Source organism: Pseudomaricurvus hydrocarbonicus (genome assembly GCF_011602365.1).
Classification (GTDB): domain Bacteria; phylum Pseudomonadota; class Gammaproteobacteria; order Pseudomonadales; family Cellvibrionaceae; genus Pseudomaricurvus; species Pseudomaricurvus hydrocarbonicus.
Genome location: NZ_JAAONZ010000002.1, coordinates 64,806 through 87,392, shown reverse-complemented (window position 1 = coordinate 87,392; position 22,587 = coordinate 64,806). Strand labels below are relative to the sequence as shown.

The 22,587-nt window shown below is 55.4% G+C and carries 16 protein-coding genes and 1 tRNA gene; 11 read left to right on the top strand and 6 right to left on the bottom strand.

The features are described 5' to 3' along the window. Window positions 1-150 precede the first annotated feature (150 nt). The 4 genes from pheT to G8770_RS02675 all read left to right on the top strand — a co-directional run bounded on the left by pheT (window position 151) and on the right by G8770_RS02675 (window position 3,457). The gene (pheT, locus tag G8770_RS02690; RefSeq protein ID WP_167181522.1) at window positions 151-2,547 is read left to right on the top strand and encodes a phenylalanine--tRNA ligase subunit beta; all 2,397 of its coding nucleotides are present in this window, start codon (window positions 151-153) and stop codon (window positions 2,545-2,547) included. Window positions 2,548-2,571: 24 nt separating this feature from the next. Then, a complete protein-coding gene (gene ihfA, locus G8770_RS02685) occupies window positions 2,572-2,874 on the top strand; it encodes an integration host factor subunit alpha (protein WP_167181520.1) in 303 nt (100 codons plus the stop codon). Continuing rightward, window positions 2,855-3,214 (top strand): MerR family transcriptional regulator, encoded by a 360-nt coding sequence (locus tag G8770_RS02680; RefSeq protein WP_167181518.1) that lies wholly within the window; start codon window positions 2,855-2,857, stop codon window positions 3,212-3,214. The genes ihfA and G8770_RS02680 overlap by 20 nt, the downstream gene beginning before the upstream one ends. Before the next feature lie 166 nt (window positions 3,215-3,380). After that, window positions 3,381-3,457: transfer RNA gene (locus G8770_RS02675), tRNA-Pro, on the top strand. A 287-nt stretch (window positions 3,458-3,744) separates the two neighbouring features. Here the strand turns inward: G8770_RS02675 and G8770_RS24025 are convergent. The 5 genes from G8770_RS24025 to G8770_RS02650 all read right to left on the bottom strand — a co-directional run bounded on the left by G8770_RS24025 (window position 3,745) and on the right by G8770_RS02650 (window position 12,354). Then, window positions 3,745-9,024 carry a diguanylate cyclase domain-containing protein gene (locus tag G8770_RS24025; protein ID WP_341771059.1) on the bottom strand — a complete coding sequence of 1,760 codons (5,280 nt, stop codon included), beginning with the start codon at window positions 9,022-9,024 and terminating at the stop codon, window positions 3,745-3,747. 23 nt (window positions 9,025-9,047) lie between these two features. Next, window positions 9,048-9,818 carry a hypothetical protein gene (locus G8770_RS02665; protein WP_167181516.1) on the bottom strand — a complete coding sequence of 257 codons (771 nt, stop codon included), beginning with the start codon at window positions 9,816-9,818 and terminating at the stop codon, window positions 9,048-9,050. Between the two features lie 11 nt (window positions 9,819-9,829). Beyond that, window positions 9,830-10,630 carry a gamma-glutamylcyclotransferase family protein gene (locus G8770_RS02660; RefSeq protein WP_167181514.1) on the bottom strand — a complete coding sequence of 267 codons (801 nt, stop codon included), beginning with the start codon at window positions 10,628-10,630 and terminating at the stop codon, window positions 9,830-9,832. A 374-nt stretch (window positions 10,631-11,004) separates the two neighbouring features. Continuing rightward, window positions 11,005-11,877, bottom strand: a complete 873-nt coding sequence (locus tag G8770_RS02655; protein ID WP_167181512.1) for a phytanoyl-CoA dioxygenase family protein — start codon at window positions 11,875-11,877, stop codon at window positions 11,005-11,007. A 27-nt stretch (window positions 11,878-11,904) separates the two neighbouring features. Next, window positions 11,905-12,354: a nuclear transport factor 2 family protein gene (locus tag G8770_RS02650; RefSeq protein WP_167181510.1), complete on the bottom strand. Its 450-nt coding sequence runs from the start codon at window positions 12,352-12,354 to the stop codon at window positions 11,905-11,907. A 266-nt stretch (window positions 12,355-12,620) separates the two neighbouring features. Here G8770_RS02650 and G8770_RS02645 point away from each other — a divergent pair, with 266 nt between their 5' ends. The 3 genes from G8770_RS02645 (at window position 12,621) to ftsH (ending at window position 16,950) form a co-directional block, all read left to right on the top strand. Further along, the gene (locus G8770_RS02645) at window positions 12,621-13,205 is read left to right on the top strand and encodes a TetR family transcriptional regulator C-terminal domain-containing protein (RefSeq protein WP_167181508.1); all 585 of its coding nucleotides are present in this window, start codon (window positions 12,621-12,623) and stop codon (window positions 13,203-13,205) included. A 337-nt stretch (window positions 13,206-13,542) separates the two neighbouring features. Then, window positions 13,543-14,745, top strand: coding sequence for a cell division protein ZapE (zapE, locus tag G8770_RS02640; protein WP_341771058.1), 1,203 nt, complete (start codon window positions 13,543-13,545; stop codon window positions 14,743-14,745). Window positions 14,746-15,084: 339 nt separating this feature from the next. Continuing rightward, window positions 15,085-16,950 (top strand): ATP-dependent zinc metalloprotease FtsH, encoded by a 1,866-nt coding sequence (gene ftsH / locus G8770_RS02635; protein WP_167181506.1) that lies wholly within the window; start codon window positions 15,085-15,087, stop codon window positions 16,948-16,950. Between the two features lie 369 nt (window positions 16,951-17,319). Here the strand turns inward: ftsH and G8770_RS02630 are convergent, their stop codons facing one another. Then, complete coding sequence (locus G8770_RS02630) at window positions 17,320-17,535, bottom strand: hypothetical protein (protein ID WP_167181505.1); 216 nt, start codon at window positions 17,533-17,535, stop codon at window positions 17,320-17,322. Between the two features lie 78 nt (window positions 17,536-17,613). Here G8770_RS02630 and G8770_RS02625 point away from each other — a divergent pair, with 78 nt between their 5' ends. The 4 genes from G8770_RS02625 (at window position 17,614) to napE (ending at window position 22,566) form a co-directional block, all read left to right on the top strand. Beyond that, the gene (locus G8770_RS02625) at window positions 17,614-18,390 is read left to right on the top strand and encodes a transporter (protein WP_167181503.1); all 777 of its coding nucleotides are present in this window, start codon (window positions 17,614-17,616) and stop codon (window positions 18,388-18,390) included. 88 nt (window positions 18,391-18,478) lie between these two features. Beyond that, window positions 18,479-19,279, top strand: a complete 801-nt coding sequence (locus G8770_RS02620; RefSeq protein WP_167181501.1) for a hypothetical protein — start codon at window positions 18,479-18,481, stop codon at window positions 19,277-19,279. A 332-nt stretch (window positions 19,280-19,611) separates the two neighbouring features. Continuing rightward, window positions 19,612-22,194 (top strand): acyl-CoA dehydrogenase, encoded by a 2,583-nt coding sequence (locus G8770_RS02615; protein WP_167181499.1) that lies wholly within the window; start codon window positions 19,612-19,614, stop codon window positions 22,192-22,194. A gap of 189 nt (window positions 22,195-22,383) precedes the next feature. Continuing rightward, window positions 22,384-22,566, top strand: coding sequence for a periplasmic nitrate reductase, NapE protein (napE, locus tag G8770_RS02610; RefSeq protein ID WP_341771057.1), 183 nt, complete (start codon window positions 22,384-22,386; stop codon window positions 22,564-22,566). Window positions 22,567-22,587: the final 21 nt, after the last annotated feature.

Sequence of the window (22,587 nt, the reverse complement as noted above, 5' to 3'; positions counted from 1 at the left end):
TAGAAGTAATTTTAAATTAAAGGAAACTTCAAATGGTTGTCGCGTTAAGCGGTTAGCCATTGTGCCGTTAGACAGGTTGAGGTCGATCGCTACCTGTTTAAGAGATCGGCTCCTCGTTTAAGAGATCAAAGAAACGGATAAGCAAAAATTATGAAATTAAGCGAAAATTGGTTGCGCGAATGGGTAAACCCCAACCTGACGACCGCTGATTTGGTTGAGCAGATCACCATGGCCGGTCTTGAAGTCGATGCTGTGGAAGCGGTGGCCGGTGAATTCACGGGTGTGGTGGTCGGCGAGATTTTAGAAGCTGAACAACACCCGGACGCGGACAAGTTACGGGTCTGTAAAGTTGCGGGCAATGGCGACGAGATTTGCCAGGTGGTTTGTGGTGCGCCGAATGCGCGTCCCGGCATTAAGATTCCGTTCGCGGTGGTGGGGGCAGCCTTGCCGCCAGGAGAAGACGGTAAGCCGTTCAAAATCAAAAAAGCCAAGCTGCGTGGCGTTGAGTCCTTCGGCATGTTGTGTGCTCAAACCGAGCTGCAGCTGGGTGAAGACAGCGCTGGTATTTGGGAGTTGGCCGAAGACGCCCCGGTGGGTGCGGACCTGCGTGAATATCTGAACTTAAATGATCAGTGCATCGAGGTGGATCTGACCCCGAACCGCAGCGATTGCCTGTCGGTGAAAGGCATTGCCCGCGATGTTGCGGTGCTCAATCGTCTGGACTTGAGAGAGCCCAAAATCACACCGGTCGCCCCGGTGATTGAGGATGTGCTCAAAGTGTCCCTGAACGCTGCTGAAGCCTGTTCTCGCTACGTCGGGCGAGTGATTCGCGGGGTTGATGTCAGCCAAAAAAGCCCTTTGTGGATGCAGGAAAAGCTGCGTCGCGCCGGCATTCGCTCCATTGATGCGGTGGTGGATGTCACCAATTACGTGCTGTTGGAGCTGGGTCAGCCCATGCACGCGTTTGACCTGAACACGCTCAGTGGCGGCATTCAGGCGCGCATGGCCGACAGCGGCGAGAAACTGACTCTGCTGGACGGTCAGGAAATCACCCTGAAAGACGGCACGTTGGTGATTGCCGATGATGACAAGGCTGTGGCTATGGCCGGCATCATGGGCGGCGAAGCGACGGCGGTCACTTCCGCCACCCAGGACATCTTTTTGGAAAGCGCCTTCTTTGCCCCGATTGCGATTGCCGGCCGCGCCCGTAACTACGGTTTGCACACCGATTCCTCGCACCGCTTTGAGCGCGGCGTCGATTACAAGCTGCAAACCACCGCCATTGAGCGTGCGACACAGCTGCTGCTGGATGTCGTCGGTGGCCAGCCTGGCCCGGTGATTGAAGTTGAAAACGAGCATGCGCCCAAGGATCGCGAGGTGACTCTGCGCCGTGAGCGTATTCTGTCGGGCCTGGGCTTCCGCATGGCGGACGAAGAAGTGGTCGACATCCTTACCCGCCTGGGGCTGGAAATGTCGGTCAAGGCTGAAAGTGGCTGGCGCTTCAAAGTGCCCAGCTACCGGTTTGATATCGCCATTGAAGAAGATCTGCTGGAAGAGCTGGCGCGTATTTACGGTTACAACCGTTTGCCGACCAAGAGCATCAGTGCCGATCTGGCGATCCCCATGCAAAACGAAGCGTCGATCGGTATCGACGCCGTACGCAGTCAGTTGGTGGCCCGTGGTTACGAGGAGGCGATTGCCTACAGCTTTGTGGAGCCCAAGCTGCTGAAACTGTTTGATCCTGAGGCTCAGCCGGTGGAGCTGCAGAACCCCATCAGTGCGGATATGGCGGTGATGCGGACCACCTTGTGGCCAGGCCTGGTCAATGCCCTCAAATACAACCTGAATCGCCAGCAGGACCGGGTTCGTTTGTTCGAAACCGGACAGCGCTTCTTGCCGGGCGCCTCTATTGCGGAGCTTAAGCAAGAGCCCATGCTGGCGGGGTTGATCTACGGCCCGCGCTTTGACGAGAGCTGGACAGAAAAGCAGGAGTCTGTCGATTTCTACGACATCAAGGGCGATCTGGAGTCAGTGCTGGCACTGCTTGCGGACGACGCCAGCTTCAGCTTCGCGGCCGCCAAACATCCGGCGCTGCACCCCGGCCAATCGGCTGCGGTCTTGCGCAATGGTGAAGCAGTGGGGCTGGTCGGTGCCTTGCACCCGCAGCTGCAAAAAGAACTGGGCCTGTCCCAGTCGACCTTTGTGTTTGAAATCACATTGGCTTCCCTTGCCGAAGCCCGGTTGCCGAGCTTCCAACCACTGTCCAAATTTCCCGAGGTCCGACGTGACATTGCAGTCATCGTCGATCAGGATAAAGCGGTCCGTGATCTGGAAAATACCATCAAAGCTGGGGCAGGGGATTACCTCACAGAGTTAAAGGTATTTGACGTGTATGTCGGCAAAGGCATTGATCCACATAGAAAAAGTGTTGCTCTGGGCTTGACGTTTCAGCATCCTTCGCGCACTCTTAATGAGGATGAGATTAATGCCTCCATGGATGTGGTAGTTCGGTCGTTGGAGGACACGTTTAACGCTTCCCTGAGGTAGAGGGTCACAACGAGGCCATTCGCTATGTCAGCGTTGACCAAAGCGGATCTAGCAGAAATGCTCTATGAGGAACTGGGTTTCAACAAGCGTGAAGCCAAGGAGCTCGTGGAGCTTTTCTTTGAGGAGATCCGTACCGCTCTGGAAACCAATGAGCATGTGAAGCTGTCCGGGTTTGGTAACTTCGACTTGCGTGATAAAACCTCCCGTCCCGGGCGCAACCCCAAGACCGGTGAAGAGATCCCCATCTCGGCTCGCCGAGTCGTTACTTTCCGCCCCGGACAAAAACTCAAGGCACGTGTAGAGAACTATGCTGGAACCAACCAATAACGATGAATTGCCGGTAATTCCTGGCAAGCGCTATTTCACGATCGGAGAGGTGAGTGATCTGTGTGCGGTCAAACCGCACGTGCTGCGGTATTGGGAGCAGGAGTTTCCACAGCTGGCCCCGGTAAAACGTCGCGGTAACCGCCGTTATTACCAGCGTCAGGATGTGCTCACCATCCGCCAGATTCGTGCACTGCTGTACGATCAGGGCTTCACCATTGGTGGTGCCCGTCAGCAAATGAGTGGCGACAACGCCCAGCACGACGCCAGTCAATTCTCCCAGTTGGTCAATCAAATGATCAGCGAGCTGGAAGAAGTTCTTGTGGTTCTAAATCGTCCCTAAAGGCTGACAAATTGCTTGCAATTCCACGCTGTTCGGGTATGATTTCAGCCCTCTCGCCCCTGAGGCTATCTGTAGTTAAATCAATAGGTTACAAGATTTAACTGTGTGAAGATTAGCCCAAATATGGTGTCCAGCAGTCTAATGGCTTACTGGAAACCAAAATTCTCGGAGTGTAGCGCAGCCTGGTAGCGCACCACACTGGGGGTGTGGTGGTCGTCGGTTCAAATCCGGCCACTCCGACCATATGAAACCAAAAAGGCCGCCCATTGGGCGGCCTTTTTGGTTTATCGCTCCTGAGTTTCTGGAATGGTTCAATCGAACGCCTCGGTTCACAACAATGCCGGGAGCATTTTGGACCGTGCTGCGGCCCCGCAGGGGGTGAGCGCCAGGGATGGCGCGAATCAAATCCGGCGATCTGGGTTGGGCTGGCGAACATGTAGACCATAAACCCTCGTCCCTGAAGCAGCAGCAACATTCTTGGGAATCATTCCCGGGTGCTTAGTCTTAAGCTAACCCCTAACCCCTAACCCCTAACCCATCACCGGTAGGTCCGCAGCGGCATGAATCCGGTTGCGCCCCATCTGTTTGGCTTGGTAGAGGGCGATGTCGGCCTGACGTACAAGTTTTTCTGCACCCACTTCGGCATGGGGGATCATGGTAGCAGTGCCGGCGCTGATCGTTACCACCGTGCTCGTTGAAGAGAAGTGGTGTTCAATCGCCAGCGCCTCCACCCGGTCGCGGACGTGCTCAGCTACCTGAGCCACACCGTCACTGTCGGTATTGGGCAGGATGAGAATGAACTCTTCGCCGCCGTAGCGGGCCACCAGATCAGCGGGGCGCTGCACATACACACGCAGGGTGGCGGCCACTTTCATCAGGCATTCGTCGCCCGCCTGGTGGCCATAGTTATCGTTGAATGTCTTAAAGTGATCCACGTCGAGCATGATGATCGACAGCGGTTGCTGTTCTCGCCGCAGGCGCCCCCAAATCTGCTCCAGATAGGCATCGCCACGACGACGGTTGGCAACACCGGTTAACCCATCGTGCTCGGCGAGTCCTTTCAGTTCCTGATTGAGTTGCTCCAGGCGTGCCGTCCGTTCGGCGACCTTTTGTTCCAGGGTGCGCGAGTGCTCCTGCACCTGCTCATAAAGGCGCGCGTTTTCCAGGGCGACCGACGCCTGGGCTGTCAGCAGTCGAATGACCTCCACTCGCGCCTCGGTGAACACGCCGCTGGTGAGGTTGTTCTCCATGTATAGCGCACCTTCAAAACCTTCCCGTCCGATGGGTACACACAGCACCGACGTGGGCTGGCGCTGGCGGACGTAAGGATCTTGGACAAACTGGCCCTCACCGGCGGCATCGTGCAGGACGATGGCCTCACTGGTGTGCAGCACCTGGCTGATCAGGGTCACGGGTATCGGCAGCTTGCAGCCGTCGGCCAGCGGCACGAGAGTGTGGTCTGGCAGGTCGTCAGTCGATAAAGTCTGTTCGGGCAGTTGGGCAGCCTCTGCCTGTAGTCGACCGTCTCGCCGGACCACCAGGCAACCCCACTGACCACCGGCATTTTCCAGCAGAATGCTCAGGGTGGTCTTCAGCAGTTGGTCGAGGACGATTTCGCCGGAAATTTCCCGCGATGCTTTCATAACCGAGGCGAAATCCAGATCGCTTATGTCGCCTGGGTTTATGGGCTCACGGCTTGCCGCAACCAGTTCCAGTAAAACCGGAAATTCCTGTTCCAGCAGGGACACTTTGCGCTGAGCCCCCCAGCGGTCATAGAGACGGTGAGCTCCGCGCAGATAACCTTCTGCAGAGCGTCGACGCCCCAGAGCAAGCAGGTGCCGTGCGGCTCGTTCACAGGCTGTGGCCTCGTCGCGCAGGAAACCGCTTTTTTGGGCGGCTTCTATGGCGGCGTCATAATGGTCCAGTGCGATGTGATCGTGACCGTCAATCCGGGCCAGCTCGGCCTGCATTAGATACTGCAGATGGCGGAAATTTTCTTCACAGTTGTCGGCCCAGCGGGTCATGCGCGCCAGATCTTCCTGCAGCCGCTGTCGGGTTTCTGACTGTTCCTGTTGGTTCATGAGCGGGTAGCGGGTCGCCAGGGTCAGGCAGGCGACGAGGTAAAAGCGCACCAGCTGGGGCAGGGACATGGCCGACTTGATCAGCGTGTCCTGATCGCGAACATGTTCGAGTGCCCGTTCATTATTACCGTAAAGTAAACACAGTTCGGCGCTGTAAATATGATAGTTGGCAATGCCGGTCATGAATTGGCGTTGACGCATACCTTCGAGGCACTGCTGCTCGTTAAAATTGTCGTCGCTGAGTGAACAGGGCGCTTCGGTCAGGCCGAGCAGATTGCGCTGCATCTGTAAAAACAGGGTGCCCGAATCCAGCGAGTCCTGATAGGCGCACTCACGCACGATCTCCAGAAGTTCGGCGTGCAGGCGCTCGGCCGTTTCCAGTTCCAGCGTCGGATCCCAGATCACGCAATCCTGGGCACTGTACGCGAGATAGAGCAGGTCACCGGTCTGGTAGCCCGCTTCGATGCCTTTGCGGAACCACGGGGTCAGGCTTGACCAGTGATTGCTCCAGTGGTGCACGAACATGGCATAAACGTAAATCACCCGAGCTCGCAAGGTCAGGTCGTCGAGGCGCTCGTTAATGGCCAGTCCGACTTTGCCGTACTGGTAGCCCAGTGCGGGTTCATCCAGCTCGCCGCATAACAGCATGCCGTAGCCGGCATAGGCAAAGGCGGATTCGGGGCAATTTCCGTGGCGCAGGGAAAGGTTGACGGCTTTCAGTACCAGATAGGCAAATAAATTGCCGCTGCCCGAGAGGAAGGCCGCGGCGAAAATCTCCATCAGCAGGCGCATGGCGATCAGTGTGGCTTCATCCTGCACCAGCGGGGCATCCACCAGATCTTCGATCGCCCGGTCGCCGAGGTTCACCAGGACCCGGTGTCGCTCCTCGGCAATATCCGCCAGGGTGGGTTGATCGGTGAAGGCTACGCCGAGCAGGTTGAGTCCCTGGATGGCGGACAGAATAGAGTCTTCCATGCGGCCCAGGGTGGCGTACTGGCGAGTGCGGATGGCGAAAATATTGCCGCGCTCCAGGTCAGAATGCGCGTGCTGCATCATCAGCTCGATCCAGCGCTCCGCCTCTTCGGTGCGGCCGGTGAGGTAGGTGCACTGCTGGGTTTCCGCAGCCAGTGATTGCATTAGTGCCGGAGTCTCCTGCCAGGGATCACCGGGCAGCAGCTCGGCGGCCACTCGCAGATAGTTCAATGCCGCCTCGTAGGCAGCGGAGTGCTTGGCGCGTATCCCGGCCCGTAAATTCAATGCGGCCAGCTGCAGCCGCTCGGTGTCGGTTTTGATCAATGAGCGAGCCTCATTGAGGTGGCCGACAATGTCGATCAGGCGATCATCGGGGACGCTGTCATTGGCAAATTTTGAGTCGGTAGCACAGCTCTCGACATACTGGTTTTCAGCCTCTCTTTTTTCAGAACTTCTATCTTCAGAAGCTCTGCTTGTCTTTTCTCCGTTTGCAGGTGTCCGGTTACCAGCGTGTTCCAGCATCAGGCGACCGACAGAGTAGTGCACTGCTTGTTGCTGCTGTACATCAATCAGCGCGTAGGCCGCCTGATGCACGCGGTCATGCTGGAATCGATAGTTCGGGTTGAGGGAGGGGAGGATGTCATCCCCGTCTGTTGTATGCTCCGCTTGCAGGTTTTCTTCGACAGAACAAGCAGTTTGTTGCTGAGCATGGATCTGCTCCGTGCCCAGCAGCCGATAGTCACTGTGCAAAGGGATAATGGTGTGCTGCTTAAGCGCCGGCAGCAGTCTCGCGGCGGTCTCGGCGAGGGGTTGCTGGTAGATGACCGCCAGTGTCTGCAGGTCGAAGGTGCCACCGATGCAGGCCGCCAATTGCAACACTCGTTGGGTCTCCGGTGTCAGCCGCCGCAGGTTATCCACCATAAACTCGACGACGTCGCTGCTGACCCCTGACCATTGGGCAGCGTCCAGGTCCCAATCCCAGCGACCAGCAGCGGGATCAAAAGAAATGGCTTCCTGTTTATGGAGTTCGCGCAACAGCTCATTAGTGAAGAACGGATTGCCCTGAGCCTTGGCGTAAAGCATGTCACTCAGGCGCCGCGTTTCGCTGACGTCGCGACACAGGGCGTCGGCCACCAGCTGCGCTACCGAGCCCGGGTTCAGAGGGCCAATGGGCAGCTGACGGATAAGTCTCTGCGGTTGCAGGTCATCGAGTAACAGGCGCAGGGGGTGACCCACACCCACCTCGTTACTGCGATAGGCTCCGATTAACAGCAGGTGACTCAGGTCGTGGGAGGTGACCAGGCGCCGCAACAGTTCCAGCGTGGGGATATCGCTCCATTGCAAATCGTCGAGAAACAGCACCACTGGGTGCCCCTCTCCGGCGCACACGCGCAAAAAAGCCGTCAGTACGAGGTGCAAACGGTTGCGGGCCTCCGCCGGTGGCAATTTGGCCACGGCCTGCTGGCGGCCAATGATCAGTTCCAGCTCGGGCACCAGTTCTACCACCAGTTGTGCGTTTGGCGCCAGCGCCTCCAGCAGGCGTTCACGCCACTTTTTCAGCGAGGCCTCAGGCTCCGCCAGCAGCCGCTGCACCAGGCCGCGGAAAGCCGCGGCGAGGGGGGCGTAAGCCTCACCCTGCTGATATTGGTCGAACTTGCCCTGCACCAGAAACCCGCGTTCGCGCACCAGGGGGCGGTCAATCTCGTTAACGAGGGCCGATTTGCCCACTCCGGAGTAGCCGTGCACCAGGCAAAACTCGTTCCCCCCGAGTACCGCCGCCTCAAACAACGCCAGCAATTCCTGCAGTTCGCGTTCGCGGCCATAGAGGCCTTGCGGTACCAGGAATTTCTGCACCACATCGTTTTGGCCCAGTGCGAAGGGCTCAATGGTCTGGCCTGTCGTCAGCCGGTCGGCGCAGAGTTCCAGGTCGTGTATCAAGCCCGCCGAGCTCTGGTAGCGGGCCTCGGGGTTTTTGGCCAGCAGCTTGAGGACGATGGCCGAAATGGCTTCCGGCACCTGGGGGGCAATGTCATGGGGGGCCGGAGGCAGGCGGCTGATGTGGCTGTGCACCCATTCCAGCTGGTTGTCCGCCTGGAAGGGGCGTTGACCGGTCAGCAGCTCAAACAGCAGCACGCCAAGGGAATAGTAGTCAGAGCGGTAGTCCAGATCCCGGTTCATGCGTCCGGTTTGCTCTGGTGACATGTAGGGAAGCGGCCCCTCAAGCCGACGAGACATCTGCACCGCTTGACGTTCCTGGTCCAGTTCCGAGGTGATGCCGAAACCGGCCAGGGCAATCGAGCCAGTGGCCGCAACGAAAAATACATGCTCCGGGGTTAGAGCCTTGTGCACAAGATCCCGGGCATGGATCTGGCCCAGTGTGCGTGTGAGATCAATGGCGATGTCGAGGACTTCGGCCACGAGTAAGCCGTTGCCATTTGCCGGGTCAGACTTTGCCTGCTCAAGGCGGGACCGCAGGGTGCTTTCTAAGATTTCGCCGACCAGGGCCAGGTTGCCGCTGCCATGGGGGACGACGCCGTATATCTGGCGTACCCCATTGATGTCTTCCAGACGCTGGGCGATGGCTCCCTCTCGACGTATGCGAGCGATTTGCTGGCGATCAGGGTATTCCGCTTCAAGTGTCTCCAGAGTCACGGGGGCACTGTCGGCAAGACGACGAGCGCGATAAACCACCCGGTCGTTGTGCCGACACAGAACAGAACCGACCTCGTAGCCGGGTATTTGCAGACCCTCAGTCACCTTGCGTCTCCCTTGCCGTTCGATCAGACGTCGAAAAGTCGGTTAAAGGTCTTGCAATAGGCTTCGTGTGCGGTCTCGAGCAGGGGGTCGCCGTGGCCGCACAAGGCGTGCTTGAACGACAGTGCCTTGAGGCGGTTAAAGTCGTCCGCCGTTGGAGCCGCTGCCTGAAGCCAGACGGGGCCGAGGTTGGCCGGGGTGAAAAAGCCCATCTCCTGCATCATGGCGGTTGATGAATCAGAGAAAAACTCGTCCGGTGCCAGCCAGTTTTGCAGCGCATCGCAGGCAATGACAATGCCGCCGGCGCGGTCGAGGCGTAGAATGCCTTCGGGAATCTGGGCGGTCTCAAATTGAAACAGGGTGGCATCCGCAATGGGTAATGGGCCGTCCACGGTAAGAGTGCGTGCCGTCATCTGGCTGCCCTCGAATGCTTGTTCTGCTTCAACTCCGTGCTGGCATGGTGCTGCGTCCAATCCTGGCATGGTCCAGTATTGAGCACCGTAGTGACCCACATAAAACTCATCATCACGCCCGTGCAGGGCGCCGAGGCGAATGACATCGGTGACCTGACCAAGTTTATCCAGTTCTGCCAGGCCTTCATCGCTGAGGCGCACGCTGTTAATCAGGATCAGGCGTTCGCCTTCGCGCACCACGGTCATATTGCGGCTGAACTGCCAATCCGTATCCATGAGGACGGTATCCATGGCGCCGCTGACAAAATAGACACCGGCAAGGACTGCTTTCAGGTCGCCATGGGGTAGCGCGGGGGGTAATGAAGTTGGGGGAAACGGTTCCATCGTTACACTCGTCAATTTTTTTCATAACTGAAGCGACCCACGTAGCGATACTCCCGGGCATACTCGTTGAGATACGCATTGAGGTAGTGTCGCTGGGGCTCATTGAGGCGTCCCTGCCTGATATCGTCCATTGATTCGTTGCTGGTACTGCTGTCCAATCGCTTTAGGTGAAACAGTGTCATATCTTGCCCGCCGAAGAAACCCTTCAAAAATTCATGCAGTGGACGTGCCGCCGACATATCAAACACGGCACCCCACAGTGCTGTATACAAAGGTTGTTGCGCCAGCGAGCCCTCATTGAAGAGAGGGTAATCACCCGCTGGGGGCGAGAACGGGGGATAGTCTTGTGGCTGATGGACGGGCTGCGCCATCAGGTCCTGTACATAACTGGTGTCGAGGCCGGCACGACGGGCACCGTCAACCACGATATTGAGGTAGCGGCGACTGGGCAGGCAGTTGTCATCGATAAACTCGGGCATTCCGACGTAGGTCAGTGCGTTAACCGGTTCGGCATCAGCTTCGGTCTCCAGTTCGACGGTGATGCGGTCGTAGCCGTGGCCATAGGCCTCGGCGGCATCGAGAGGCTCCAGGGCTTCATCCGGGCAGTCGTAGAGGACACCGAGCACCCGATCATCGGGGTTGTCGCTGCGCTCGATGTTGCCGACGCCGCCCTCGTGGCGAAAAAAGTGCTGCACATTGAAGTGCAGGCGCCAACCGTGCAAAACCGCACGCCGAGCGGCCAGGGGTTCTAAGCCCTTAGCCCGCAGCGATGTCATGTTCATGTTGGAGCCAAAGCCAAAATAGCGAAACATGTGGGTGCCCAGCCCCTCCTTAATTTGTCAGCCTATAACATATTATGTCGATAAATTCTGGGTGCTGACGCGAAAATTGCTATAACAATACAGGGATCATGGCTGAAATCAATATCCGCAATACGCTGCAGGCTCACTCGGTTGGTTTACCCGTTCAAGCTGGAGGGTTTGGAGGATGGGATAAGGTGGATCAAAAAAGGGGATGAGGAGTAAGGGGATGAGGTGTAAGGGGATGAGGAGGAGTATGGGGCGGTCATTAGGTGTTGTGCAGCCTGCTGCAGGAATCCTGCTGCCTATTGCCACAACGTGTCGCATTCTCTGCTGGGCTTGAAGTGAGAAGTTCTGGACCGAGCGACCCAGAACCTCGTTTAACTTCAGCTCAGCTTGGCCAAACCGGCTTCGTACACTGGGCTTCCCAGAGGAAGACTGTTGATGCGCGCCGTCAACTCTTCCTCGTCATCGCCGACATTCTTCGCGGTTGGGGAATCCAGGTTGGCGCCAGGCCTTGTTACGCGGACCATATCGTCGCCAATCATTCGGAGTGAGAGGCTGCGTCTTGTAGAGCCTGCCGGTGAGGGGCCGCCGCCGTGCAGGCAGCTTGGGTGGAAAATCAGCAGGTCGCCACGCTTCATGCCACAGGGCATGATGTCCCACTTGTCACGCTCGGCTTCAATTTCTGGCAGGCGGGGCATTTCCTTCTCATCGTATAACGGGAGTGTGTCATCGCTCGGATCGAAGAACGAAGGGTTGTAAAGTGTCTGTTTGTGCGACCCTCGGACTATTTCGAGCGCTGACTCCTCAGGGATATCGTGCATCGGAATCCAGAAGACAACAAACTTGCTTCCATCCATTGCGTGGTAGGGTGTGTCCTGATGCCAAGGCGTTCGCCTTACTGGCTTTTCGCCACCGTCCTTATAGAACAGTTGGTCGTGGAAATACCAGACATCTCCAGAACCGAAAGCTTTTTTGCAGATTTCAACGATGGGGGTTTGCTCAAACATTGTTTTGAATGCTGGTTTGCTGCTTGAGTCCTCGACAGACTGGATGAAAGTTCCGCCAGACTCTGCGTAGAGATGCTGAGTAAGTGCGGAGGGGTTGTCCAGGTTGCCCTGGTAAGCTGCTTCTATGAGCTTCATCTGCTCATCATTGAATGCCCCTTCGACGATCAAAAACCCATCGCGATGGAATCTTTCGGAGAAGCTGTTCTTTTCACTTAGGTTTGTGCGTATTTCTTTAGAGTTCGACATGTTGCCTCCTGATCGAAAAGCCGTAAGTTACTTGTCGTTATGAACTTGGCCTACTGAGTCAGGCATGGGCAGCTTGGGTGCTTCATAAAAATGTGCGATTTTCCAGCCGTTTGAGGTGCGACGCATCTTAAGGTCGTAGTAGACATACACTTGAATGTTGACACCCTTATGTGAGCGTCCCATGCCACAAATATAGGCATAACAGCGCGCTGTATCGCCAGCATATTCAGTCACTCGGAAGTTGGTCAGCGTGTGCATGTGATGGGACATGGTCTCAAAGACTTGCGCATAGAACTCACGAATGGCACCTGCGCCTTCAAAAACACCCAGGTCCAGTCCTGAGAGGTCCAGTACCGCATCTTCGGTAAAGACTGCCACCATTGCATCCAGATCAGTCAGTCCATCAACAGCGGTCAGATAATCGAGCAGCGCGTCTTCCAGGTCGCGGCGGTCTTGTAGCGTTAGTTGATCACTCATATTTAGCTCCTTAGTTATTGGTATCGACATGTGCTTGTCGTGCATCTGAGATAAGTGTTCATCTGCTTGGGGTAACCCCTTGCTGGCTTTATTATATTACGCTCGTAATAAAATAAAAGGAAAAAAGTTGATTTATACGCTATAAAATTTATAACTCACTGTTTTATAAGTATATTTATTGTTTTTTTTATTGAGGTTTAAAAGTTTTTGTAATATAAAGAAGTTGTTGCGCAGATGCGTTAAAACGTTCTAAACAGGAGTAGGTCGTGCCCGCAATTGTTGATCATGATGCCCGAAGGTTGGAGGTCGCTGCGGCTGTGGGAAGACTGGTGGCCCGGGGTGGAATTCAGGCGGTGACGGTTCGATCTGCGGCGAAAGAGGCAGGCTTCAGTACCGCCGTCATTGGACACTACTTCCACAACAAAGATGATTTGATCAGCTTTACCTACCTTTCTGCACGAGACCGGACACGCTTCCGTGTTGAGCGAGCGCTCCTTGCGGGAAAAAACGTCTTTGATTGCCTGAAAGAGTGTCTACCCACTAACGCAAGTCAGCGTAGCGACTGGATCGTTTGGTTCGGTCTTTGGGGCATGGCAAGTGGAAACCCTGCACTGGAAAAGGAGAGCAGCAAGGGCTTGTTGGAAGCCAGCACACTGTTTATTGATGTGCTGGAGGCGGCCAAAGCTCGCGGTGAACTTGCCGAGTCTGTTGACTGTGTGGCTCAGGCTCAGCGCCTGTTGGCTCTAATCAATGGTATCGCCGCATTGTGGGTGCAAATGCCCGACCACTGGACGGCAAAAACCCAATTGGAGTTACTGAAATCTGAACTTGAATTTATTAGTGCTCACTGAACGTTGATTTGAATTCAGGAGGCTGCACTTGCAAGGTGCGCGGATTCAATCGTCATGGCGTTCATAATGAGCCCGCGTTTTCTGGCTGGTGGCCGCTGAATGCGTCTGTTTCATGGAGTGATGGGCGATGTTCGGCAGGGGTGTCTTTGAGCCGGTCGGTTGATCGTGCACTTTGGCGTATTCCCGGGATGATGTTAGGAGCGGGCAAGGGCAATCACCAGGGCGGGTATTTAAATGCGGCTAAAGGCGATTTAACTCCGACCGGAGGGTGGTTCAAGTGGGCATGGACCTGGACGGCTGCCAGATTTCTCCTTTGACAATGAATGAGGCCCGCGGTGTGAGCGGATCCATTGTTTATTTGATCGCAGTAACCCGATCATTCATCATGTCCGCCATGCGCTCACTCTCTCCCCAACAAGCTTACCTGCAGGCTAAAATTCAGCAGGGTTTTGTCGCCGATCCGGCCCAGGAGCGTGCGCTACAGGTGCTCGAAGACTGCTATCAAGCCATGCACGCCAATCCTGCTCACTCTGGAACTCTTCAACCCGGTGCCGGTATTTATCTGTGGGGGCCGGTAGGGCGCGGCAAGACGTGGTTGATGGATGCCTTTTATCACAGTCTGCAAGTGCCCGCGCGGCGCCAGCATTTCCACCATTTTATGCGGTGGGTTCACCGTCGATTGTTTGCCTTGACCGGCACCGCCAATCCGCTGTTGGCGCTGGGGCGGGAGCTTGCGCACGACGTGCGGGTGCTCTGCTTTGATGAGCTGTTCGTCAGTGATATTGGTGATGCGATGCTGCTGGGGCCTTTGTTTCAGGCGATGTTCGATGCTGGGGTCGTGGTGGTCGCTACGTCTAACCAGCCCCCGCAACAACTTTACGCCGATGGCTTCAACCGCGATCGGTTTTTGCCCGCCATCGCCGCGTTGCAGGCCCATATGCAGGTGGTTGAAGTCGACGGCGGTCAGGATCATCGTCAGCATCCTGGCACCGTTTGCCAGCGTTACTGGGTGGGGAATGCCGAGGTGTTGCCGGCCCTGTTTGAGCGGTTGAGCGGTTCCCAGGCTGCGGTAGAGCACTCGCTGCTATTGGGCGGGCGTCAGTTGCCGGTGCTGGGTTGCAGCGATGCCGCCATTTGGCTGGAGTTTGAGAGTCTGTGTGGTCAACCGTTTGCGGCAGTAGACTTTATTGCCCTGTGTGATCGTTTTCCGACGATTTTGCTCGGCAAGGTACCGAGCCTGAGCGCCAGTCGACGAGCCGCCAGGATTGCACGTGGCACAGAGAATGGCGTGGAGCGCGTCGCCGCCGGAGACCGCGAGCTGCCTGCGCTATCCATCACCGATGACAGCGTGCGCCGTTTTATTGCCCTGGTGGATGAGTGCTATGACCGGCAGGTGCCCTTGTATATTGAAGCGCAGGTGCCGCTAACAGAACTGTATACGGAAGGTCACCTGGCCTTTCCATTCCGCCGCAGCTTGAGTCGATTACAGGAAATGCAGTTGCAGCGTTTTGGCCAACAGGCATTTACCCTTCAAGGCTGAAACGTTCCGCGATCATGCTCTTGCTGCTTGTTTGTCAGGGCGTTTACTCCGCGTACTCGTCTGCTCATCAAGTTGCGGTGTCATGAAAGCTAGGCCGACGCTCATGTGGGCTTTTGCTCTGAGCAGGCGACAGCGCAAACCACAGGCAGGTACGGATACACAAGAAAACCAAACACGACTCATTAATACCTTGCGTCGACTTGATGGGTCTCGAAAACCTTCCACGGGTTAATCCGTTCAAGCTCCCGGCTGGGCCTATATCCCCGGGTGGGCTACCATATCAACGTCTGCCGATGTAAATTAGCTGGAAACACCATCACACAGGGAACCATGATGCCAATGTCCACGCCGCCACCCGACAAGCCTTCTGACAAGGGGGGCCCACCCCGCAAGCCGCCTGAAGCCCTGCATCGGGACCCCTGGTTTGTCTGGTTGATGATGGCGGTCTTCTTCTCTTATTTCTGGCTTGCCCAGGGGCAGGATCAGCAATCCCCCCTCCTGCCGTACAGTGAGTTTATCCAATCCCTGGAAAGCGGTGAAATTGGCCGAGTGGAAATCAGAGGGCTGGATTTGTCGGGTGGTTACAATAACTCGGATAAGTCCGTCGACTTTAGAACCCGTTTGCCCGAATTTATTGGTGATGAATTTCTGCAGAAGCTGGAATCCGCGGATGTTGATGTCAATGTTAAATCCAGTGAAACCCCGGTCTGGGTCAATCTGTTGGTGGGCTTTTTGCCCTGGGTTTTTATCATTGGTGTATTTGTGTTGCTGTCGCGCTCTGTTCAATCCCGCATGGGGGGGATGGGTGGACTCGGGGGCGGGTTGAGCTTTTCCAATTCCAAAGCCCGGCGTTTTGAGAAAAAAGAGGGGGGCATTACCTACGATGATGTGGCTGGGCTGGAGGGGGCCAAACAGGATTTGGGGGATATCATCGAATTTCTCAAAAACCCTGAGAAATACCAGGCGTTGGGAGCCAAAATTCCCAAAGGTATCCTGATGATGGGGGCGCCGGGTACGGGGAAAACACTCCTGGCCAGAGCAACAGCAGCGGAAGCCGGGGTGCCTTTTTTCTCGATCACCGGGTCGGAATTCATTGAGCTCTATGTGGGGGTGGGGGCTTCCCGTGTGCGGGATATGTTTCTCACTGCGCGTAAAGAAGCCCCGGCTTTGATTTTCATTGATGAGATCGATTCTGTTGGCAGAATTCGGGGAACGGGCATGGGGGGCGGAAATGATGAGCGGGAACAGACGCTGAACCAGATACTGGCGGAAATGGATGGCTTTGATCCGGAAGACGTGGTGGTGGTGTTGGCGGCGACCAACCGGCCGGATGTCCTTGATCCGGCCTTGCTGAGGCCTGGCCGCTTTGACCGTAAGGTCGTGTTGGATCTGCCGGATAAGGCGGCGCGGGTGGCCATTTTTCAGGTCCACACTCGTAAAACGCCCTTGGCCAGCGATGTGGATTTGAAAAAATTGGCCGGTATGACGGTCGGGTTTTCCGGGGCGGATATAGAAAACCTGGTCAATGAGGCCAGCTTACGGGCTGCCCGGGAGGATCGGCATGATGTGACCAGTGATGATTTTCTGGTGGCGCGAGAAAAGGTCCTGATGGGGGATGAGCGGCCCAATCTGCTGACGTCCGCTGAACGTGAACGTGTTGCTTGTCATGAGGCAGGTCACGGACTGATCACATTTTATTCCGAGCATTCCGATCCTTTACAAAAAATCAGTATTGTTCCCCGAGGGCGAGCCCTGGGTGTCACTGAGCAATTGGCCAGTGAGGAGCGGCACAATTTTGACGAAGACTTTTTACGGGATCGGTTGCGTATTTTTATGGGAGGGCGCTGTGCAGAACAGTTGCTCTACCATAACTGCAGTTCGGGCGCGGCGGACGATTTAAAGCAAGCGACCAAGTTGGCTCGCCAAATGGTGGTTAACTGGGGCATGAGTAAAGATGTGGGGCCGATGGGGTTTGCAGAAGGTGAGCGTCACCCTTTCCTGGGGCGAGAGCTCACAGAGCCCAGACCTTACAGTGAGGCACTTGCGGAAAAGATTGATGAAGAAGTGAAGCAGCTGCTGTTGCGAGCCGAAGCCGAAGCGATGGAATTGTTGGACAAACATCGTCAGGGACTGGATAAGTTGATGGCTGAACTGTTGGAACATGAATCGCTGGGAAGCGAAGAAGTAGTGGCCTGTCTCTCCTGATTTGGCCGGCGTGATCCGCCAGGGAAGGTAGATCCCTGCGGATAGAGCGGGTGTTGCGTGAGTTTGACCGTCTGTTGAGCTCTACCCCTCGCTGCCGTTGTGTATTTGGCCATTCCCGTCACATTCTTTTGTGAACACTATCCGTTTGTGAACACTATTGGCTTGTTAGCACTGTCGTTGGTTAGTGCTGTCGCAAAACACCCCTCCTGTTGATTGGCCCCCTGGCGGTTATTGGCCATCACAACCTTGCAGCGTTTTTTGATGTAGGCACACTGGGTTCTGGTGAGGTTCGCGCAGCGGTAAACGCTACCCAGTAACAATCTGGCAACAGGCAACAGGCAACAGGCAACAGGCAACAGGCAGCGGATCTTACAATATCGCTTTCAAAACTTCTCGATCTGGACGGGAATCGGTTGATGCTTTTGCGTTACCTTCAGTGTGCCTGGTGTCGATGCGCTGCCTTGATGCAATCCAAAGTGCCGCGCTACCGTATTCTGAATCAGGTGTTGTAATCGCGTTTTCTTCACAGAATTTGCCACCTTCCTGTGCTTTCTTGCCATAACCGCTATTGATCAGCAAACCCACTGAGAACCAGTTGGTGGCGTGCTAAACCTTTTGCGACTAGTCTGTAGCTATTGCCTTGAATATGGGAGAAAAGTTTGTATGCCTCGTTTAACGACTGCGGTTGTCACCGCTGCCGCGCTGTTTTTTCTGGCCAGTGCCCAGGCCGAAGACAGAGCCTGGAAATACACCGCAGGTGCGGATTACAGCTCTGGTGATTACGGTGGTGACCCTGTGGATACAGACATTCTGTTTCTGCCGGTCTCAGCGTCATACAGTACTGGGCAGTGGACGTACAAGGCGTCTACGGCACTGGTTAAAATTGACGGCCCAGGCAATGTCATTGGTATCGGTGGCGACGGTATTGTCATTGACGGAGGGAATACCCAATCGACGGCTGAAAGCGGTTTTGGAGATACCTGGCTGGGGGCTGCCTATGAGGTGGACGCAGTACCGGCGCAGTGGTTTTATCTGGATGTAGGTGCCAAGCTTAAAATACCGACGGCCGATGATGATAAGCGCCTGGGTACTGGAGAAGTCGACTACAGCTTTTCCGCCGATGTTTATAAACCTTATGGGCAATACACACCTTTCGCAAATCTGACGTACAAAATCAAGGGAGATCCGCCCCAGGGCGATCTGGATAATGTATTTGCCTTATCCCTGGGTTCAGATTATCGCTACAGTGATCAACGCAATTTTGGCGCTTCTCTGGATTATCAGCAGTCGGCAACCTCAAGTGACGACTCTCTGGAGCTCTTCGCTTATGTCAATCACCGCCTGTCGGATCAGTACAGTGTCATGTTTTACAATTATTTGGGCTTAATGGACGGCAGTCCGGATTATGGTCTGGGAATACAGTTTTCTTATCGCCCTTAAGTTTCGCGCTTGATGGCGAGCGATGGTTTGAAAGGAAAAGTTGGAAGTACAAAAATAACGAATTCAAAACATGAGGAAATTACGAAAGATGAACGTTAAGAAATACAGTTATGGTTTATTGGCCGCACTGTCATTGTCGGCGACAACAGTTTATGCCCAAACCGAAGGCGAGGCTACAACTGCGCCCGATGTGATAGAACCCGCGGAGATTGTCTTTTCCGAAGGAAATCAGCAAGTGATTGAAAAAATTGCCAGCGACTTCAGTGAGTTGGGTGATGGTCACAGTGAAGATTTAGTCAAGACCTTGCGCACGGGCGGTACTTACAGTGTCGAGACGGAAGTTGAGAAAGTCATTGTTGATAATGAAGGCAATCCGGTTCTGGATGCAAACGGACTCGAGCAAACTGAAATTGTCATTGAAACCGTGACTCTGGACGCCGACGGTAATGGTATGGGGTTTGGAGAAGTCAGCCTGGCTTTAGGCTTGACCAATGCCTTGCTGGAAGACGGGGCAACAGATTTGGATGTAATTGCGGCACTGTCGAATGCGGAAGGTAACGGCATTCTTGATTTGCGAGCGGCCGGAATGGGGTGGGGGGAAATCTTTCACGAATATGATATGAATGTTGGCCAGGTAATGAAAGACATTAAAGCCAGCAATCGGGAAGGTGCGGTTGTGGCTGTGAGAACGGATAAGCCTCAAAAATCACCGAAATCGCCACGTGTCGAAAAAGCGGAGCGCCCCGTGAAAGCCGAGCGTGCAGATAAGCCTGAACGCCCTGAGAAAGTTGAGCGTCCGGACAAACCTGAGCGCCCGGAAAAACCCGAACGTCCAGAAAAGCCCGAGCGTCCGGAAAAACCTGAAAAGCCTGAGCGTCCCAATAAGTAATATCAATAGCTTGATGGCGAAGATTCTGACGTCATTTGTCATTTCATAGCTTGTTGAGCCTGGGCGTCACTCCAGACGGTGATGCCTCGGTAAGAAAATCCCAATAGGGCAGTATTCGTAAGAATGCTGCCCTTTTTTGTGTCCGTGTTTTCTGTCAGCAGGCTCTGGGGCGGCGCGCCGTGCTGGTTTGCATCAAAATTCTTTTATCTTTTACCAAGGTGGTATCGCCCAGCGTCACAATCTGTGTTCATCCATTACTTGCCACAAGCACACCTATGGTCGATGGTTAGTGGTGTCGAGGTTTGAATATTCATTGCAACGGAGGTCTGCCTGTGAGTTTCCTGTTATTACTGCTCAGCGGATTGGTACTCATATACCTGGGCGTGGGTGGCTTTGCTGCCGCGACAGTGCTGGTTATCGCCACGCTCATCGGCTGGGGGCTGGATGACTTTAATCTCTTAAGCTTACTGATCGGCGGCGGCGTGCTGGGGTTAAGCCTGATCGTGCTGAAGCCGGGCGGTCTGCGAGAGGACAAATTGAGCCTGCCGTTGTTGAAATGGGTGCGGGAGCAGCTGCCTACGCTGTCCTCAACCGAAGCGCAAGCTCTGAAATCGGGAACGGTGGACTGGGATGGAGAGCTGTTTTCCGGTCGGCCGAACTGGAGCCGTTTGTTGAATGCCCAGCCGGCAAAGCTTAGTGGTGAGGAACAGGCGTTTCTCGATGGCCCGGTGGAAACTCTGTGTCAGATGCTGGATGACTGGGCGATTACCCACGAGCACTACGATTTGCCAGAAGCGGTATGGCAATTCATACGTCAGAATGGTTTTTTTGGTTTGGTCATTCCCAAAGCGCAGGGCGGTAAGGGGTTTTCCAACACCGCCCACTCTGAGGTGGTGATGAAGTTGTCGACCCGCAGTGTCTCCGCGGCCGTCACGGTGATGGTGCCCAATTCTCTGGGGCCTGGTGAGCTGTTGATGCACTATGGTACGGAGGATCAGAAGCGGCATTACTTGCCACGCCTGGCCTGTGGAGAAGAGATTCCCTGCTTTGCTCTCACTTCGCCCATGGCGGGCTCCGACGCGGGTGCGATCCCGGACAAGGGAATTGTCTGCAAAGGCCAGTGGCAGGGGAAGGAAGTCCTGGGCCTGAAGGTCACCTGGAACAAGCGCTATATCACCTTGGCGCCAGTGGCGACGTTAATCGGCCTGGCCATCAAGGTCTACGATCCGGATCGGTTATTGCCTGCCAGCCAAGGAGAGACGGCTGCTGAACCAGGCGATGTCCAACAGACCGCAGGCGGGAGCGCGGACGAAGCTGCAGGGCACTCCGCCGAGATAGGTGTGACCTGCGTATTGCTGCCGCGAAATCTGGAGGGCGTGAACGCTGGAGCTCGTCATTTGCCGATGAACACCGTTTTTATGAACGGACCTACGTGGGGAACTGACGTGTTCATTCCCATGGATCAGGTGATCGGTGGTCAGGCTATGCTGGGTAAGGGCTGGACTATGTTGTTGGAGTGCCTGTCCATTGGTCGCTCCATTTCGCTGCCAGCACTGGGCACAGGCGCGGGAAAGGCGGCTAGTCTGGCAACCGGCTCTTACGCCCTGGTGCGGGAGCAATTTGGCCGTTCCATCAGTCAGTTTGAGGGCATACAGGAAGCGCTCGAACCGATGGCAGGCTACACCTATATGATGGATGCGGCACGCCTGCTGACCGCAGGTATGCTGGATCGGGGCATACGGCCGTCAGTGCCTTCGGCGGTGCTGAAATACCGCAATACGGACCTGATGCGGGAGGTGATTAATCACGCAATGGATGTGGTGGCCGGACGCGGGGTGATCACTGGGCCGCGTAACTTTCTGGCGAGAGGCTATCAGGCGGTGCCCATTGGCATCACGGTGGAAGGTGCCAATATTTTGACTCGCAGCCTGATGATTTTTGGCCAGGGGGCGATTCGCTGTCACCCCTTCATTGTGGAGGAAATAGAAGCCGCGGGAATGGCCGATGAATCGGCCGCAGTGAAGAAGTTCGACGTCGTTTTTTATCGTCACTTGGCCCATACTGGCCGAAATGCCCTGCGCGCCTGTGTGATGGCGGTGACTCGGGGGTGGCCGGAATCGGTGCCTGAAGGCGGTGCCATTCGCTCCTATTACCGTCAGCTGGCGCGTTTTTCGGCGGCCTTTTCGTTCATGACCGACGTATCTTTATTGAGTGTCGGAGGGGGACTTAAAGCCCGTCAGCGCCTGTCAGGGCGGATGGCGGATTGTCTGGTTCAGCTTTATTACGCCACAGCGGTGATAAAACAATGGCATGATGAAGATTATCCTGAGAATCAGAGGCCGCTGGTGGAGTGGTGCCTGCAAACCTGCCTGCGAGATTTGCAGCGGTCCATGCGAACACTGATCATCAACTTTCCTGTGAGGCTTCTGCGATGGCCTCTGCGGCTACTGATTTTTCCTCTGGGTGCCACCGGGCTTAACGGCCCCGATGATCGATTAGGTCAGCAAGTGGCAGCCAGCATTGTTGAGGATACCCCCTTGCGGCAGCGAATTACTCGGGGCTGCTACTACAATACCGACCCGAACGACCCTCTGGGGCGGGTGTTAAACGCTTACCGACTGGCCAACAATACACTCGAACTGCGAACACGCCTGCACACCGCAATGCGTCATCGAGACGCCAATGACTTGAGTGGCATTGACCTGCTGTTGGGGCATCAGCGTAAAGAGTTGGTGGACTGGGCATGCGCGGAGGGGGTAATCAAAGAAACTGAGCGTGAACCGCTTCTGGAGGCTTTGACGGCGCTCTACGATGTAATCCGGGTTGATGCCTTTGACGGTGATGAGCTGAAAGCGTTAGCCGAGTCGACTGCAGGCAAACGCAAGGTGGTTGAACGCCCGCCGAAGGATGCCTGATACAGACTTTGGCGCCATACCCTTGGTTAGGCGCCACAATCCTTTGTTATACGCCACAATCCTTTGTTATACGCCACAATTCTCTATTTCAGCCTGCCATTCTTTTAACTTTGGTCATTTCTTGTCTAGTCTTTATGGCACTGATGAATAAACCATCCAATCAGCACTGGACGGGTAATGGGAGGGCGTGTGACTGACTTTAACGAACCTATCACACCGGAAGATACACTGCAGCGCAAGGAAGAGTGGCGTATGTTTATGTTTATCATCATCTTCCTGTTTCCAATTCTTACAGTGATGTTTGTCGGTAGTTATGGGTTTATCGTCTGGATGTATCAACTGCTGGCCGGACCTCCCGGATCAAGTGGGTAATTGAGGGTTCCACGTCTACAG

Bases quoted from the DNA above. Each gene is read 5' to 3' on its own strand.
- pheT (WP_167181522.1), top strand. From the start codon at position 151: ATGAAATTAAGCGAAAATTGGTTGCGCGAATGGGTAAACCCCAACCTG.
- ihfA (WP_167181520.1), top strand. From the start codon at position 2,572: ATGTCAGCGTTGACCAAAGCGGATCTAGCAGAAATGCTCTATGAGGAA.
- G8770_RS02680 (WP_167181518.1), top strand. From the start codon at position 2,855: ATGCTGGAACCAACCAATAACGATGAATTGCCGGTAATTCCTGGCAAG.
- G8770_RS02665 (WP_167181516.1), bottom strand. From the start codon at position 9,818: ATGGAACCGTTTCCCCCAACTTCATTACCCCCCGCGCTACCCCATGGC.
- G8770_RS02660 (WP_167181514.1), bottom strand. From the start codon at position 10,630: ATGTTTCGCTATTTTGGCTTTGGCTCCAACATGAACATGACATCGCTG.
- G8770_RS02655 (WP_167181512.1), bottom strand. From the start codon at position 11,877: ATGTCGAACTCTAAAGAAATACGCACAAACCTAAGTGAAAAGAACAGC.
- G8770_RS02650 (WP_167181510.1), bottom strand. From the start codon at position 12,354: ATGAGTGATCAACTAACGCTACAAGACCGCCGCGACCTGGAAGACGCG.
- ftsH (WP_167181506.1), top strand. From the start codon at position 15,085: ATGTCCACGCCGCCACCCGACAAGCCTTCTGACAAGGGGGGCCCACCC.
- G8770_RS02625 (WP_167181503.1), top strand. From the start codon at position 17,614: ATGCCTCGTTTAACGACTGCGGTTGTCACCGCTGCCGCGCTGTTTTTT.
- G8770_RS02620 (WP_167181501.1), top strand. From the start codon at position 18,479: ATGAACGTTAAGAAATACAGTTATGGTTTATTGGCCGCACTGTCATTG.